General features: G+C 59.5%; 10 protein-coding genes and 1 pseudogene. 4 read left to right on the top strand and 7 right to left on the bottom strand.

Annotated elements, in window-relative coordinates; genetic code table 11:
• Positions 1-53: 53 nt before the first annotated feature.
• The 3 genes from AC1D0I_RS25015 to AC1D0I_RS25005 form a co-directional block, all read right to left on the bottom strand.
• Positions 54-2,132 carry a sigma-54-dependent Fis family transcriptional regulator gene (locus AC1D0I_RS25015; RefSeq protein WP_477398472.1) on the bottom strand — a complete coding sequence of 693 codons (2,079 nt, stop codon included), beginning with the start codon at positions 2,130-2,132 and terminating at the stop codon, positions 54-56.
• A gap of 84 nt (positions 2,133-2,216) precedes the next feature.
• Positions 2,217-2,690, bottom strand: coding sequence for a hypothetical protein (locus AC1D0I_RS25010; protein WP_477301031.1), 474 nt, complete (start codon positions 2,688-2,690; stop codon positions 2,217-2,219).
• A gap of 238 nt (positions 2,691-2,928) precedes the next feature.
• The gene (locus AC1D0I_RS25005) at positions 2,929-3,627 is read right to left on the bottom strand and encodes a class I SAM-dependent methyltransferase (protein ID WP_477398470.1); all 699 of its coding nucleotides are present in this window, start codon (positions 3,625-3,627) and stop codon (positions 2,929-2,931) included.
• Between the two features lie 237 nt (positions 3,628-3,864).
• Here AC1D0I_RS25005 and AC1D0I_RS25000 point away from each other — a divergent pair, with 237 nt between their 5' ends.
• A complete protein-coding gene (locus tag AC1D0I_RS25000; protein WP_477398469.1) occupies positions 3,865-5,868 on the top strand; it encodes a sulfotransferase family protein in 2,004 nt (667 codons plus the stop codon).
• A 48-nt stretch (positions 5,869-5,916) separates the two neighbouring features.
• Here the strand turns inward: AC1D0I_RS25000 and AC1D0I_RS24995 are convergent, their stop codons facing one another.
• The 3 genes from AC1D0I_RS24995 to AC1D0I_RS24985 are packed head-to-tail and all read right to left on the bottom strand — an operon-like array spanning position 5,917 to position 10,316.
• Positions 5,917-6,687: a glycosyltransferase family 2 protein gene (locus AC1D0I_RS24995; RefSeq protein ID WP_477225805.1), complete on the bottom strand. Its 771-nt coding sequence runs from the start codon at positions 6,685-6,687 to the stop codon at positions 5,917-5,919.
• Between the two features lie 51 nt (positions 6,688-6,738).
• Positions 6,739-7,650, bottom strand: coding sequence for a UbiA family prenyltransferase (locus AC1D0I_RS24990; RefSeq protein ID WP_477398467.1), 912 nt, complete (start codon positions 7,648-7,650; stop codon positions 6,739-6,741).
• Positions 7,647-10,316, bottom strand: a complete 2,670-nt coding sequence (locus AC1D0I_RS24985; RefSeq protein WP_477398465.1) for a hypothetical protein — start codon at positions 10,314-10,316, stop codon at positions 7,647-7,649. The genes AC1D0I_RS24990 and AC1D0I_RS24985 overlap by 4 nt, the downstream gene beginning before the upstream one ends.
• Before the next feature lie 224 nt (positions 10,317-10,540).
• Between AC1D0I_RS24985 and AC1D0I_RS24980 the strand changes: the two genes are divergently transcribed.
• Positions 10,541-11,332, top strand: a complete 792-nt coding sequence (locus AC1D0I_RS24980; RefSeq protein WP_477398463.1) for a sulfotransferase family protein — start codon at positions 10,541-10,543, stop codon at positions 11,330-11,332.
• Positions 11,333-11,348: 16 nt separating this feature from the next.
• Here AC1D0I_RS24980 and gmd read toward each other — a convergent pair whose 3' ends face one another.
• On the bottom strand, positions 11,349-12,389 hold the full coding sequence (gene gmd / locus AC1D0I_RS24975) for a GDP-mannose 4,6-dehydratase (protein WP_477398461.1): 1,041 nt from the start codon (positions 12,387-12,389) through the stop codon (positions 11,349-11,351).
• An 86-nt stretch (positions 12,390-12,475) separates the two neighbouring features.
• On the opposite strand from gmd, the gene AC1D0I_RS24970 reads away from it, so the two are divergent.
• Together AC1D0I_RS24970 and AC1D0I_RS24965 are read left to right on the top strand one after the other, a co-directional pair.
• Complete coding sequence (locus tag AC1D0I_RS24970) at positions 12,476-15,052, top strand: glycosyltransferase (protein ID WP_477398459.1); 2,577 nt, start codon at positions 12,476-12,478, stop codon at positions 15,050-15,052.
• Between the two features lie 233 nt (positions 15,053-15,285).
• A pseudogene (locus AC1D0I_RS24965) lies at positions 15,286-16,142 on the top strand (1,3-1,4-beta-glycanase); the annotation flags it as partial.

The raw sequence follows: 16,142 nt of genomic DNA, 5'->3' as shown, positions 1-16,142 counted from the left end.
TTGCCGATGATTGGATCTAGTGCATGTCGCCCAAAAGTGACCCGCGACGCGCTTTAGAGGAAACCGCGCCGGATGCCGTATTGGCCGAGTTTGCGATAAAGCGTCGGCCGTGAAATGCCGAGCCTCAGCGCGACCTTGCTGAGATTGCCGCCCTCCGCGACAAGCGCATTCTTGATCGCCTGGCGTTCTCCATCCTCGAATGTACACACGGGTGCTTCGAGCATGGTCGTGGGATGGTCGCTGTGCATGACCATTGCGTTGCGGTTGCCCGCACTGATTTCTTCGGGAAGGTCCTGGAGTCCGATCGTGCCGTCGCGCGCCAGTATGTGCAGGCGCTCGACCATGTTCTTCAATTCGCGCACATTTCCCGGCCAGCGATAGGCCAGCAGCGCGTCGAGTGCTTCATTTGAAAACTCCAGGGGATCAGTGCCCGCCAGTTTTGCGATCTGGCGATTGAAATGCTCGACCAGCAAGAGCACGTCGTCGCCGCGCTCACGCAGGGCGGGCACATGAATCGAGACCGCGCCGATGCGGTAATAGAGATCGCTGCGGAAGCGTCCGGCCGCGACTTCCTGCTTGAGATCGCGATTGGTCGAGGCGACCAGTCGCACGTCCACCGGCCGGCCCCTCGAGTCGCCGATGCGGTGAACCACGCGCTCCTCAAGGACACGCAACAGGAAGGGCTGGATTTCGAGCGGCAACTCGCCGATTTCGTCAAGGCTGAGCACACCGCCATTGGCGAGTTCGAAGATGCCCGGCTTGCCGTCCCGCGAAGCTCCGGTAAAGGCTCCGCCCACGTGACCGAACAATTCGCTGCCGAACAGCTCCTTGGTGATTGCGCCACAGTTCATGGCGATGAACGGGTCGTTTTCGGTGCGCCGGCTGCCGGCATGGACAAGCCGCGCAAACAGCTCTTTGCCGACACCGGTTTCGCCTTCTATCAGCAGCGACGTGACACCGTTCGATCCGGCCACCCGGGAAGCGACATCGACGGCGGCCAGCAATTTTTCGCTTTCGCCGATGATCATCGCCGCGGCTGCCCGCAGGTGTTTGTCCCCCTCCCGACGCATCACCGTCATGCTGGAGACGGCCGGTACGGAGGGAAACACCAGAGCCGCGCCACGAAGGTCGCCATCCAGCTTCAGCGGCGTGACATGGCAGGATCGCAGGTGCGCCGGCAGCGCGTTGGCAAGATCGGTCTCCGAGCCGGAGGCCGGCAGGTTCATGAGCCAACGTCCGCGGCCCGGCTCCATTGGGCCGTCCATCATCTCCGTCGCGTCACCGTTGGGCACGTTGTTGCAGAAGATCGCGCGGCCACGATGATCGACGATGACCAACCCGTCTTTCCGGCGGTAGCTGGGTGCCGAGGAAATAAACGCCTCGAGCAGGCGTGTGCGCTGCTCCTGCTGCTGTTCGGCGAGAGCCTTTTCGATTTGCCTGGCGGTGGCGGCGACGAGCGCCGTGTTATGCGGCCGGAAGATCGGCGAATAGCCCGACAGGTCGACAACGCCGATGATCTTGCCGTCCAGGGGATCGCGGATCGGCGCGCCGGCGCAGGTCCAGGATTTGATGCCGGCACAGAAATGTTCGGCCGCGTGAACGAAAATCGGTTCGCCGGTCCACAGCGCGGTCCCAATGCCGTTGGTTCCAACGGCATCCTCGTTCCATTTGCCGCCGACGGCCAGATGGATGTCCATGCCGTCATGCAGTGTCTTCTTGTCGCCGATGGCGTCGATCAGCACGCCATCGCTGTCGGCAAGCACCAGCATCGCTCCCGTTCCGTCCAGCAACTGGCCAAGCGACGCGAATGACCGCCTCGCCGCCGAGAGCAGTTCGGCATTGGCGCGGGTCAGATACTCGATCTCGTTCCGATCGCTGTTCAGCGGCGCTTCGATGCCCTGCGCATTGATGCCGCCGGTGGCGCTGCGGTACCAGGAATCGTGGATCAGCGAGCGGACGTGGACCGGATCGCGGGCGCAAGTAGGCTCGTCGGAAAGAAAACTCTCCCAGGCGCGCATGGTGGCGCGCTCGTCATAGTCGATGTTGTCCAGGATCAATTGTCCGGTGGCCATTGAAGCGCGCGCCGGAAGTGCATCGGTCTTCATCTGATCGGGGCCGTTCGCGTGTCTCATTCAGCCATCACAGTACCTTTGAGGTATGCCATTTCTGTATGCTGTCGCGGATTGGACGTGCAGGGGACGCCCGAACGCCGGTCGTCAGTCGATGCCGAGTTTGGCACCGATGTCGGCGGCAAGCTGGTCTTCGGTGTAGGTAGCGGTGAGCCGGGATCCATCGAGCTCGGCAAGGACCTGGGCGATGGTTTCGTCGACGGGCGAGAAAAAGCCGTTCTGCTTCGTTGCCAGGACGAAGATCTGGTCTCCGTCCCGGTTGCGGATGTCGCCGATATGATGAAGCTGGCGGCCGGTGTTCTGATCCTTGGAGATCACGCGGCCGTTCATGGTGACACGGATGGACGGGCTCGCTTCGGAGGCGGTTGCCGCGCTGCCGCCGACATGGATGATCAGGCCTTCCGCCTTGGGTTGCTGGCGTGGCTGCCTGGAAGCTGAATAGCCGCCGCCGCTAATCTGGTCGGCAAGGCGAACGATGGTCGAGCGGTTCTGCTCGATCAGCCTTTTGACCTGGACGTCCTCGCGCCGCGGGCCATCCCGCTTGGAGATGATCTCAACCATGAATCCTCCCAGATTCGCTCGGGCTTGGCCGAGGGTACGGCTCACTTCTTCTTCTTTTGAGGTGAGCCTACACCGCCTCGGTGAGGTTCGCCATCGATAACATTTAGCACCAGAGTTCTGGTCGCTGGTAGCAGGTGGCTGCTACACATTTGGAAGCGGACGACAAACGATAAATGACTTCAGGGTCGCCTGTGGGAGGTCAATGCGGCCGCACTGATCGATGTTGGCTGCCGATCCCTCAGGTGGGTACGAGCCCGTAGGCAAGGCCCATCTTCGTCCTTGCCATGGTGGTTGATGACGCGTCCACCAGAAGGCGTTTGCCCCAGCTCTCGTCACGATCGATTTGAAAGCCGACGTCGCGCAACATGGCAAAAAGGCATTCCCTGTTGGGGACCCAGAAATTGGTGATGTCGCCGGCAAGTGTCCCAGCTTCGTAGTACTGCGCAACCGCGACGCCGGGCATCAACTCAGGTTCGAACTGCGTTTCAACAAGCAGGCGGCTCCGGCACAGCTGCGCAACGATGTTCAGCGCGCGCATCATGTCGGGCAGATGATAAAGAACGCCTAGAAACAGGACGATATCGAACTCCCCAATATCGGAGCCGGGGATGTCATACAGGTTCATCTGCCTGTAGTCGAATTCCAAACCGGTAAGTTGCTCCATGGCTTCGAATCCATGGCCATTCTTGGCCCGATAATCGACCACCGTTACCTGTGCTCCGCGGCGAGCCATGTTCATCGAAAAAAAGCCGTCCGACGGGCCTATGTCCAACACCTGCAGGCCGGTCATATCTTTAGGCAATCGCAGTTTTTCGAGCAGGAACTGGGGATCGTAAGAGCCCGGCGTGACCACGCCGGGGTACACTTCAAATTTGTGGTGCCAATGCGGTACGTTTGAAACGATCGACCGGGCTCTGTCTCGGTCACCGGAGGTCACTGGTGCTCGGGAGTGCATCTCTCTAATCTCCAATCCAAGTCCTGCTTCTATCAGGAGACAAAATTTGCCCCGAACATCATATGCCGGTTATGTGCGCCAGGCGGCGACTATGCATGCGGGGTCCATCGTTGCCAACAGTTCAACTGATGTCCCCGACAGCAATCGGGAGCGCATGGCGCCGTCCCTCCGTAGGGTTCGATCGCCTTTAGGTGCCGGACGAGTATCCTTGGAACTCTTATGACCAGCAGAACCGCCATAGTTGTCGTCGGGATGCACCGCAGCGGCACGTCCGCGCTGGCGCGCATGCTCAGCCTTCTCGGTGCCTCCCTGCCGCGCAACCTCAACCCAGCGGGTCTGGGCAACGAGATCGGCCATTGGGAGCCGGAAGCCGCCGTGCGCCTCAACGACCAGATCCTGGATCTGGCGGAATCGCCCGTAAACGATGTCCAGGGACCGTCGAGCGAATGGCTGCAACGGCCCGCGGCACAAGCCTTCATCGACAGGTTGAAAGATCTGATCGTCGATGAATATGGCGACGATCCGCTCTTCGTGCTGAAGGATCCGCGGATCTCGCTCCTTTTTCCCTTGTGGCGCGCCGCGCTGGCCAAACTGGAAATACGGTGCGTCGCGGTCGTCATCTCGCGCAATCCCATGGAAGTCGCGCTTTCGCTGGCGAAGCGACAGAGCCTCGCAGGTGACTGGCAATCCTGGCCTCTGGAGCGGGGAGGCCTGCTGTGGTTGCGGTACAATCTGGCCGCCGAGGAACACACGCGCGACGTCGACAGGGCGTTCTGCGACTATTCGACGTTGCTGGACGACTGGAGGTCGGTGGCCCGCCGCCTCGGCGATGAACTCAAGATCGCGTGGCCAAGATCCATCCCGGATGCCGCTGCCGAGATCAATGGCTTTCTGTCGCGGGAACTGCGGCACCATCAAGAACCCGAGGATCTGGATTGCCGTCAGGGCGTGTGGTCTGCATGGATCGCGCCGATCTTTTCCGAACTGCGTGGCGCTGCCGAAGGCCGCGTGCCTGATCCGGCCGTTTTCGGCGCGGTGAAGCAGTCATTCGACGATGTCTATGCCGGCATTCAGCATCCGCCTGCGCCGCCGCGATCGTCAGGCCGCCTACGCGTCATGCGTCGGGGCGCGGGCAAGCGAAAAATATGCCTTGTCGGCGACCTGTTTTGGAAGCCTGTCCAGGGTGACGGCGCGGCGAGAGCCGCGGTTGGCGCCGCCATAGCCGCCGGCATCGACGTTTCCATCGTCGACATCGGCGCATTTACCGAGGCGGACGAGAATGCCTTCGCGGCCTTTGCCGAAAACCATTCCTTCGACATCGAACATCTCGACGCAGACGGCCCGCTGGACCAGCCGCCCTTTCTGGCTTCAACGATCCAGTTGTTGAGACACCTCCGCGCCAAGCACTTCGACGTCATTCTTTTTCAGGACCGGGATGGCCTTGGCCATGCCAGCGCCGTGGCAAAGCAGACGGGACTGACTTTCGACGGCGTGTCGCTGGCCGTTGTGGCCGTGGGAAGCGCCGACTGGATCAGGCGGCAGGAAGGCGAATTTCCATCAAGCCTGGTGACGATTGGCATCGAGCATCTGGAAAAAATCGAACTCGAGCGAAGCACCGCCCAGGCGATCATCGCCGCCAACAGCAATGCCGTGAAGGGCGAGGTCGGTCGATATGTACAAAGCTTGCAGGTCGCCCTGGAAGAGCGATCGAAAGATGCCAGGGAGGCAGCGCGTTACGCGAACTCCCTGGAAGACACATTGGCCCAGTTGCGGAAGGCGAACCAGGCCGCGGCCGAATACGCCAGAAGCCTTGAACAGTCCCGGGCCCAGGCCGAGGAGGCCGCCAGCGGCGATGCCCTGAAGGGCGAGGTTGGCCGATATGTGCACAGCTTGCAGGTCGCCCTGGAAGAGCGGTCGAAAAATGCCGAGGAGGCGGCGCGTTACGCGAGATCCCTTGAAGAGACGGTGGCTCAGCTGCGGGAGGCGAATGACGCCACGACCGAATACGCCAGAAGCCTAGAACAGTCGCGGGCCCAGACCGAGGAGGCGGCGCGTTACACGAGCTCCTTGGAAGACACAGTGGCCGAGTTGCGGGAGGCGAACAAAGCCGCGACCGAATATGCGAGAAGCCTCGAACAGTCGCGGGCTGAGACCCAGGAATATGCCAGGACGCTTGCGGCAGAGCTGGAAAAAATCAACTCCGCTGTCGAAAGCGGACGGTAAAAAGCTCACTGTTTGCGGCGCATGTTTTGGTGCGCCGCCGTCGGTGGTTCAGGAAAAGAGCCGGAAGCGGGCGAGATACCAGATTGCCCTGACCCCATCGCGCCATCCGATTTTCTTGCCTTCCTCGTAGGTGCGGCCGAAATAGCTGATGCCGATCTCGTAGATCCGCCAGCGGCCGGCAAGCGCGATCTGGGCGCTGAGCTGAATTTCACAACCAAAGTCGTTGCAGGTCAGACGAAGCCGGCTCATGACGTCTCGCGTGAACATCTTGTAGCAGCACTCGATGTCCGTCAGCGTCTGGTTGTAGAGAAGATTGAACACCAGGGAGATGAAGCGATTGGCCAGATAATGGTGGAAATAGAGCGAGCGATGAGGCCGGCCATAGAAGCGTGAGCCGTAGACGACATCTGCAACTTTTCGCCTGACGATAAGGTCATACATAACGGTCCAATCCGCAGGATCGTATTCAAGGTCCGCGTCCTGGATGACGATGACGTCGCCCTCAACGGCCGCCAGCCCGGTCTGCAGCGCGGCACCTTTTCCGCTGTTTCTGTTGTGATGGAACACGCGCACGGTGACCCGGGCAATCTCCGGTTCCTCGGTGAAGACCAGACCTCCGTCGATGTCGACGGTCAGGGACGTGGCGCAGCGAGAACCGGTCGGAAAATTGGCCTTGAGCCACTCACGGGTGCCGTCGGAGGAGCCGTCATCCACGATGATGATTTCCTTCGTCACGGCGGGAAGTGCTGTGCTCACCATCGCCAACACGTGCGGCAATGTGACTGCTTCGTTGAAGACCGGTACGATTACGGAAAGCATGGAACCTCGAGGCCGGAAAGTCGCCTGTTGTGTGGAACCCGACACTGCCGGCTAGGACAAAGCGACCATCGCGATCATAACGATGCCAATGGTGGCGAAGAGCGCGCGGTAACACCGTTGCAGTCGATAGAGGCTCTCGGACGTCAGGCCGGCCAGCATGGCGCGGCGCGAAGCCCACAGATGTACCGGAATGAATGCGGCGGCAAAGACGAGGGCGAACGGAACCAATCCGAGCACGGCCAGCGCGACCATGAGCGCATATGCCGAGATAAAAAGCACGAGGCCTGCGACAAAACTCCTGGTCTTGCCAAACGCCACGGCGTTCGTCCGTATGCCGTTGAGCAAGTCGACGTCATAGTCGCGCGCCTCATGCGTGAAATGACCGGCGGTGAATACCAGCCCAACGAAACAACTCACGACGAGGCCCTGTGCGTTGATCGCGCCAAAAGCCGCATAGCCGAGCAGGAAATGCATGCAACCGCCGATAAAATGCAGGGCCGAGCTGAAGAGCGGCGCACCCTTCAGATGCAGGGTCGGGCTGGAATACAAGGCGCTTAGCCCAGCTACCGTTATTGCAACAACGAGTGCCCTCGTATTTATCAGCCCAAACAGGAGCAGACTGATCGCCAGCAATGAGCCGGCAAGATAGCCGACTTCCCTGCGTGTCAGACCTTTTGCCGCGAATGTTCGGCTGGCTCGGTCCGGGTCTTTGAGATCTCCGTCGATTCCCGACCAGTCGTTGAGGACAAACACATGAGCCATCAGGCACAGGTTGCCGGCTATCAAAATGGCTACGGTCAGCGCGTGGCTCGCTGACAGCGCTCCGATCGAAAGGACCGCACCGATGATCGGAGTGGCCTGAAGCGCCGCGACTTCATCGAAACGGATGCAAGAAAGCCAACGGGACAGCTGTGTCGCCCGGGGGCGAGTTTGACCGACTGTGTCGCTCGCGATTTGCGTCACTTCTCACCACATTTTTGTTCCGGGCCGCCGGAACCACAAGGAAGCTTTGATAGCATACGTTCGTTCTCGAAATAGAGCCGCAACCACAGCGCATATCCGAAATCTTGCGACCAATAGAATCGTTTCACGGTCGCTGTAAGGTCATTGTGATACAGGAGCGGAGGCGTATCGCTCATCAAGGAAAAGTCATCCGCAGCAATATCGGTCAGCAGTTCGGCCGTGCGTTGATAGGCAGCATATGAGCCGGCATGGCTGTCCATTTGCCGAAGCTGGTCGGCGGCGCGCAGCCAGATTTCTTGTCCGGGAATGTCGGTCCGCAGTTGCGCCTGTGGGAACTGCGGCAAGCAGCCGGCCTTCTCCAGGTCCGCCAACCGCAGATTTATCATGAGCGGCGCACCGGCGTAGTAGACCCAGATGTCGTCGTCGCCCGCTTTTTTCGAGAGCGCTTCGCACAGCGATCGCGCGGCCGGTTTGTCCACCTGTTCGAGAAACAGGAATATGTGCATCTGGATTCCGACATCCGCCGGATTGGCGTCGCGTCCGGGATCGAGGCATTGGTATTTGTCCCGTGGCGCAAGCCAGGTCTTGTAGAGCCCGTCAGGCCGTCTGAACTGGGTTATCGTGGCAAGCGCGGGTTGCAGCAGTGCGCTCTTTTCGCTCGGCGCGACCCGCCAAGCCAGGGCGGTGTCATCGGAATCGGGCGTGATGGCGCAGCCAAGAGTGCCGATCGTCGGCGCATCTGGTCGACCGTGATATCGAACGAGGCCGCTCGGCTCGATCTGAGCGGCCAGGAACTGGCGCGTCCTTGCAAGCATGTCGCTTGCGCCTGCGGTTTCGGCCACGGGGCCGGCGACATCAAGCATGACGGCGTTGAGATAGGTGTTCATTTCCTGGCGCGGCTGCTCAAATCGCGTCGCGCTCGTATAGGAGGTCAGCCAATAGCCGCCGGCGTGCTGATGACTTGCGAGCATTTGCCGGGCGCGCCGCGCCGCACTTGGAAGATCCGTCACATGCTCAAGCGCCTCATTGTCCGGCGCCAGGACGAAGGAGGTCTGCTTCATGAGACGCGGCTCGCCGCCCTCCGTGGCGCGCACCAGCACCGCCAACAGATGCTCACCCGGGCCTACCTGGTCGATTGGAATGGTAACGCGCCAGCCAGCCGGGCTCGCCTGGCCCATCGCCTTCTCGACATCGGTCCTGGCAAAGAATTCCTGCGTTGCGGCGCCCCATTGGCCATCGATAAGCACGGCGACGTCGCTGGGGGAGTGGTTGTTGGTGAGCGCCCATCCGAGGACCTCAAGCTGCCTGCCTGCTGCGCCGCCGGTGCCTTGACCGGCAGGCAAGACATTCACCGCATCGATGTTGCCATGCAGATCGACGATCAGGTCGGCCTGGACATGCGGGTGACGGAGTTCGGCGACAAACGCTGCGTTGTGGGCGTCCCAGGCAGGTTGCATTCTGCCCGGTCCGTGAGCGGTGACGATGGGCGTGTCGGCGATGCCGGTATACCAGAAGGCGCCGATCGTCTGGATCGAGATCGCCACGAGCGATGCAAGTCCGAATGCCACACGCCCGTTCCGGGACAGGGCCTTCACGACAGGTGGCAGCATCCACATCAGCATGGGCAGCATGTCGGTGAGCCACCGGGGGCCCCAAGAGATGCCCTGCCGCCAATCGATCATGGCGTAGAACGACACTTGCACGATCATGGCGCAGCCAATGGCTATCGTCAGCCCTCGTCCTGAGCGCTCGAGCACGACGCGACGACAAAAAATGGGAACGAACAGCAGAAACGGCGAGAAGACGAAGAGCCCTCTGGTCGGACTGATAAGAAGGCCTGCGATGCCGCCCACTATGTCGTGGTTGAAATCACCGGGCCGAACATGCAGCGCATAAGCCCCCGCGATGTTGCCGACGATCATGAGATTATAGGCCAGGGTCAAAGCGACCGGGACCATGCCCGACAAGACGAAAAACGGTCTCATCCGGCCAGCCCACCACAGGCCATAAATACCCAGACCTGCCGCCAATATGGCATCGGGCTGGCGGTTGGCCGCGATAAGCCCACAAAGCAGCCCTGCGAGAACGACCCGCAATGCCGTGCCCGGTCCCGTGAGCAAAAGCATCGTGGCCACGACCAACAGCTGGGCGAGCCCATGCATCCAGAGGGCCTGGCTGCTGATCACCCATGTCGTCGTGCCAAATGCGTAAAGCAGGCTCAGAATGGCGGCCAACCCTTCATCGGTTCGCCGCCGCAGGAGCAAATAGAGCAAACCGACGGACGCCGCCGCCAGCGAAGAAGCGCAAAGCTTTTCCATGATCCGGGCGACTTGGTCGAACAGCAGCGGATCGCCACCATGGCGGTTCAGATAAATGGCTGCCGGCAGATAGAACGGGGAGAGGATGACAGGAACGACAATGGGAAATTTTGATACATATCGGTCTCCCCCAACCTTCAGGATCCAATGAGCAGTGCCATCCTTCTCTGGCGTTGCCGGAGGCTTTCGTCCTTGAGCCACCGTGGTTAGAATTGGATTCAAGGTCAGGCTGTGATTCTGCCAGATTGAAAAGGGCAGGTAGCGCGCCGCATAGCTGTCCGCCGCTGTGATCGACCGCATATTTGCGTTGTAGACCAACAGGGAGAGGAGCCCAAGCAGCAGCGCCATTGCGACATCGCGAGCGCGAATGCGCCGGAAAGCCGGCGTTGAAATTGCCTGGCTATGGACGTGGGCCGTAATTGCCGCGGTCACCAATAATTTTCCCCATCAGACTTTCCATCGAAGCTCATAGTGGCGCGCGCGGTGCTCGACAATGATCGCCATGGCGCGTCAACAGGAACATTAGGAATGTTGAAGCCAAGCCTGGTCGCCGGCGTTGCCGGGAGGCAACATTGCCAGCGTTGAAGACGCCCACGTCGGGGCGGGCAAATCTGATTGGTATCGGCGCGCCACGGACTGCCACCAGCAGCCTTGCGAGGATGCTCGGCGCCACGCGAGACGTCTTTGTCCCCGAGGAGAAGGAAATCAACGGCTTCGGTATCGACGATGACGTCACCGAGGCCCGATACGATACGCACTTCGCTGAAGCGGCGGTCRACCACCGCTATCTCGCCGACATTTCGCCCGTCTATCTCTCAAGCGCGCAGGTGGCGGAGCGCATAAGGTCTTACAATCCGGAAGCAAAAATCATAGCGACTCTGAGAGAGCCGGTCAGCCGTGTGATCTCGCAGTACCGGCACATGAAGGGAAAGATCGACGCATCGCTGGGGCCGGAACTAAGCCTGGACATAAATTCGTATATCAGGAATGGCTTGATTGGGTTCGCCAGTCATAGGGCGCAGGATAATTCCTGGTATTCTGCATCCATGAACATCGAACATTCTTTCTACGGCAGGCATCTGCGCCGTTATTATCAATCCTTTCCGCGCAACCAAATACTGGTCTTGATCTATGAGGACCTGATCCGCCCGCACCCGGTCCGCGAGAAGGGAGCATGGGAGCAGCAATTGCAGCAATTCCTCGGCGTCAGGGTGAGCCAGAAGTACTGGGACAATCGCGCGGAAGGCTTCGAAACGGAAATCGCCGACGACGTTGCAGGCGATCTGAAAAAGCTGTTCGCGACCGAAGTTTCCATGGCCAGCGACCTGACCGGTCGCGATCTGGTTGGGCTATGGGGGTACTAGAGCGTCCCCCTGTCTCCTAAAACCCGGAAACGTGGTTCGAGGAGACCCGATGCATATCGACCTCCACCATCTCGGCGACCAGATCCTCCAGTCCAACCGTGGGACTCCAGTCCAGCACTTCTTTCGCAAGAGAAGGGTCGCCGACAAGAAGGTCGACTTCCGATGGTCTGTAGAAAGCCGGATCGACGGATACAACGACGTTCCCGGTGGCTCGGTCGATGGCAATCTCGTTGTGCCCCGTTCCTTGCCAGTCCAGGGAGATGCCGCAGGCGCTCGCGGCCATTTCGACAAAATCACGAACGGTGTGCGTTCTTCCGGTCGCCACCACGAAATCCATCACGGTCGTCGTTTGCAGCATCCTCCACATCGCGTCGACGTAGTCCCTGGCGTGGCCCCAATCTCTTTTCGCCTCCAGATTTCCGACCCGCAGCGGCCCTTCGCCCCTCAATGCGTATTTGGCCATGCCAAGCGTCACTTTCCGAGGGAGAAACTCCACGCCCCTTAAGGGCGACTCGTGATTGAAGAGGATGCCGCTGCAGCAATGCAGCCCGTATGCTTCCCGGTAGTTCACGACAGTCCAATGTGCGAACAGTTTGGCGATGCCGTAGGGACTGCGCGGATAGAAAGCGGTTTTTTCGGACTGCGGAACCTCTTGCACTTTTCCGAACATTTCGGACGTTGAAGCCTGATAGAATTTCGCCGTGGGGACAACGGTCCTGACGCCTTCAAGCAATCTCAATGCACCGATCCCGGTGACCTGGGTCGTGTAGATGGGCTGTGTAAAGGAATCGCCCACGAAGCTTTGAGCCGCGAGATTGTAAATTTCGTCGGGCTTGATCTTCTCCAGCACCGCACGCACGTTTGAATCTTCGGTCAGTTCCATCGACGCGAATTCGATATCGTCCAGAACCTGCAGATCTTGCAGGCGCCATGTGCCGATGCCGGACGTACGGCGCATGGAGCCGACCACACGGTATCCCTTGTCAAGGAGCAGCTTTGACAGGTAGGCGCCATCCTGCCCGGTGATGCCCGTTATCAGCGCAGTCTTATTTGCCACAGCCTGTCCCTTGCGATTGTGGATTGCCCTTGACGTGCGCTATGGCAACGTTTTGACGCGAAGGCAAAGGAAGATTCGGGCTAAGCATGAGGAATGCGTTTTTTACGATTTCGTCCTGGAATTATCTCCACTATTCCCGGGCGCTTGCGTCTTCGTTTGCTCGCCACCATCCAGACTTCTCCTGCATACTTGCCATCGCTGACACACGCCGGCAAGACTTGGAAAAGGACGCCTTTCCCGAGTTCGACGCTCATGTTTTCTTCGACGATCTCGATCTGCCCGATCGTCGCGCCTTCAGTTTTCGTTACGACGTCATGGAGCTCAACACGGCGATCAAGCCGACTGTATTCCGGCGGCTTTTCGCCGAGGGTTTTGACCGCGTCATTTACCTGGATCCGGACATCCTTGCCTATCGCCGTTTCGACGAGATCTTGCAGGCGTTCGATGAGGGCGCGACGTCCGTCCTGACGCCGCATGCGCTGGCTCCCAACCTCCATCCCGAAGGCCCAAACGACCTGACCTTCATGCAAGCGGGGATTTACAATCTGGGATTTCTGGCCCTGGCCAGGACGGACGAGACGTCAGCCTTGCTGGAATGGTGGGAGACGCGCCTGCGAAACGAGTGTGTCGCCAATCGCCTGAGCGACGGGATTTTCGTCGACCAGAAGTTCATGGACCTGTGGCCGGCCTATTGCTCGGGCACGCACATCTTGCGCGATCCAGCTTACAACGTGGCGTACTGGAACCTCGATACCCGCACGATCAAAAAGACGAGTGAAYGATACGAGGTCAACGGCTCGCCACTCGCCTTCTTTCATTTCAGCGGGATCACTCCCGGCGACCAGAGTGTCCTGTCAAAGCACCAGCAGCGGTGGAAGCCAACGTCGACCAAGGAGTTGGAAAACCTGTTGGCCGATTATCACGACCAGTTGGAGGCCTATGGGGCAAGCAGGTTTTCTGCAGTGCCTTATGGCTTCGGGACGTTTTCCGACGGCACCGACATTCCGAGCCTGGCGCGAATTGTCTATCGCGAGAAACTCGAACCTTTCGAGGGCGATCCCTTCACCTTGATGCCCGACAATCTCGACCGTCCAGCTGACATCAGGCCCAACCCCGGTGGCGTGGTCACGCAGCTTGCGCACGCACTGTGGACGACGAGGCGCGATCTACAATCTTACTTCCCCCTCCAGGAGGGGCGATCCCAGATCAACTATGCCGACTGGTATATGTCCGGCGGCGCGACGTCGGCCGGAATCCCTCCCAGGTTCACGAAAACGGTCGCTGAAAGAATGAGCCAACTTGGATCTGCGAAGACCGGCCCAAACGCGGTGGCGGACGTTTCCGCCAAACAAGCCTCGATGATTGCAACGCGTGTCGCGCGTCGTGCTTATCGAACTCTCGTAAGAGCCCAACCTCACATTCGCTGGCTCTACAGAATGGTGCCGCCGGCCAGGCGAAAACAATTTCTCGATCTGATGTTCAGGCGTGCCTGGCCCACGAATTTCGATACGACAACCCAGGCTACGCTAGCGCCTGGTCTATCCCTCATCGGTTACCCTTTTTCAGAGACGGGCGTCGGTGAAGCCATGCGTTCGCTCGCCCGATCGATTGAGAGCGCGGGCATCAATTACGATGTCACGAATTTTGACGAGCAGGTTCTTTCGTCGCACAGGGACAGAGCCCTGACGCACCGCATCGCTGCTCGGCCGTCCAAAATGGTGAACGTTTTCTGCGTAAACGCCGACATGCTGGGGTCAACCATTCAGGGCGTCGGCGTCGGTGTTCTGCACAACAGATACAATATCGTCCGGCCTTTCTGGGAACTGCCTCTGATCCATCCGCAATGGCTGACCAGCTTGCAGCATGTGGACGAGATTTGGGCCCCGACGGCCTTTGTCCGCGACGCTTTCATAGCCGGTACGGACCGTCCCGTCGTGCACGTTCCAGTGGCTATTTCCGTTCCGCCCAACATCGAGGCGAACCGGGAACGCTTCCAGATTCCAAAAGATTCCACGGCATTCCTGTTTGCGTTCGATTTTTCGTCCTACCCGGACCGAAAGAACCCGGACGCCGTCTTGCAAGCCTATCTTCGCGCGTTCGGACAGGACCGCGATCGGCGGGTTTCCTTGATCATCAAGACAATGGGCAATAGCCCGCACAAACGAGCAATTCTGAATTCAATTCGGGGCCTGGCGCAAACAGACAAGCGGGTTGTCTTGATTGACGAAATTCTGACTCGAGCCGAAACCTATTGCCTGACGAAATCATGCGATGTCTTCATTTCGTTGCATCGCTCGGAGGGTTTTGGATTGGGAATTGCCGAAGCCATGGCGATGGGCAAGGCGGTCATTGCAACGGACTTTTCCGGAAGCAAGGACTTTGTCAGCGCGCAGACTGGTTTTCCCATTCCATACCGATTGATCGGCGTGGAGCCCGATCAATATCCCTATTTCATCGAGGGGCAAAAATGGGCCGATCCAGACATAGATGAGGCCGCTCGGGTGATGGCGCAACTTGCGGACAATATTGAGGCCGTCACCGCGGTCGGCGAGCGCGCCCGGACCTACATGGCTCAAGTGCACAGCCCGGAGGCGGTCGGCAAGGTGATCGCAAATCGCCTTCAAGACGTCCAAGGATACAGGAATTCCATCCTGAATACCTAGAGCAGGCGAGGGCGCCGTGCCGAGACGCGTGGTGTGAGCCACGTACGGCGGCAACTCGATCCGGCGGGCAGGATTTTTATGGGTTTGAGATGGTGATCGGGCGTTTGCGGAACAGCAGTGAGTTGGCGTTAAGCTTTCGGTAACCCTCCTAAGTCGAAGACCAAAAAAGACATTGGCTTCTCGTGCCCTCCATAGATGCTGGGGCTGGCATCGAGTCGAGGAGCAAGACCACAATGACCACCGTCCTGAACGCCTATGGCGTTCCACTCCCCTACAGCGGATCCTCGACAAAATGGTACTCGGCCACGAATTCCGGCCCGGCGCTTTACGGCAGCATCTACAACGACTCGCTCTATGGCGACGGCAACGTCAGCGTCACGATGTATGGCGGCAAGGGCGATGATATCTACTATCTGTATTCCACGAAGAACAAGGCGGTCGAGCTGGCCAACGAGGGTGTCGACACCATCTCGACCTGGATGAACTACAGGCTCCCGGCGCATTTCGAGAACCTGACGGTCACCGGCGACAAGCACTATGCCTTCGGAAACGAGCTGAACAACATCATCACCGGCGGCTCCGGCCAACAGACGCTCGACGGTTTGAAGGGTGACGACGTTCTCAAGGGCGGCTCCGGGGCGGACATTTTCATCGTCGCCCCCGGCAACGGCAGTGACCTGATCCTGGACTTCAGCGCCGACGATACGGTGCGCGTCGGGAGCTACGGCTTCACCTCCTTCGACCAGGTGCACGCCAATATGGTCCAGTCGGGAGCGAATGTCCGACTTGATCTATCCGGCAACGAGTTTCTCGTCTTCGCCAACAAGACGATCGACCAGTTCGCCGCGAGCCAGTTCGATCTCGCCTTGGACAGGTCGCATCTGCAACTCACCTTCGCGGACGAGTTCAACACACTGAACCTGCGGAATGGCTCGAGTGGCACCTGGAACACGAACTTCTGGTGGGGAGGCGCCAACGGCAGCTCGCTCACCGGCAACGGCGAGCTTCAATGGTATATCGATGCCAACTATGCCCCGACGAGTTCCGTCAAGCCGTTCAATATCCAGAACGGTGTTCTCACGATTACCGC

The organism is Mesorhizobium sp. P2_D1, from assembly GCF_056404455.1.
This window is presented reverse-complemented; position numbering and strand designations above follow the sequence as displayed.

Excerpts from the sequence above, each read along its gene's own strand:
- AC1D0I_RS25010 (WP_477301031.1), bottom strand. The coding sequence starts at position 2,690 with ATGGTTGAGATCATCTCCAAGCGGGATGGCCCGCGGCGCGAGGACGTC.
- AC1D0I_RS25000 (WP_477398469.1), top strand. The coding sequence starts at position 3,865 with ATGACCAGCAGAACCGCCATAGTTGTCGTCGGGATGCACCGCAGCGGC.
- AC1D0I_RS25015 (WP_477398472.1), bottom strand. The coding sequence starts at position 2,132 with ATGAGACACGCGAACGGCCCCGATCAGATGAAGACCGATGCACTTCCG.
- AC1D0I_RS24985 (WP_477398465.1), bottom strand. The coding sequence starts at position 10,316 with ATGGCGCTGCTGCTTGGGCTCCTCTCCCTGTTGGTCTACAACGCAAAT.
- AC1D0I_RS24995 (WP_477225805.1), bottom strand. The coding sequence starts at position 6,687 with ATGCTTTCCGTAATCGTACCGGTCTTCAACGAAGCAGTCACATTGCCG.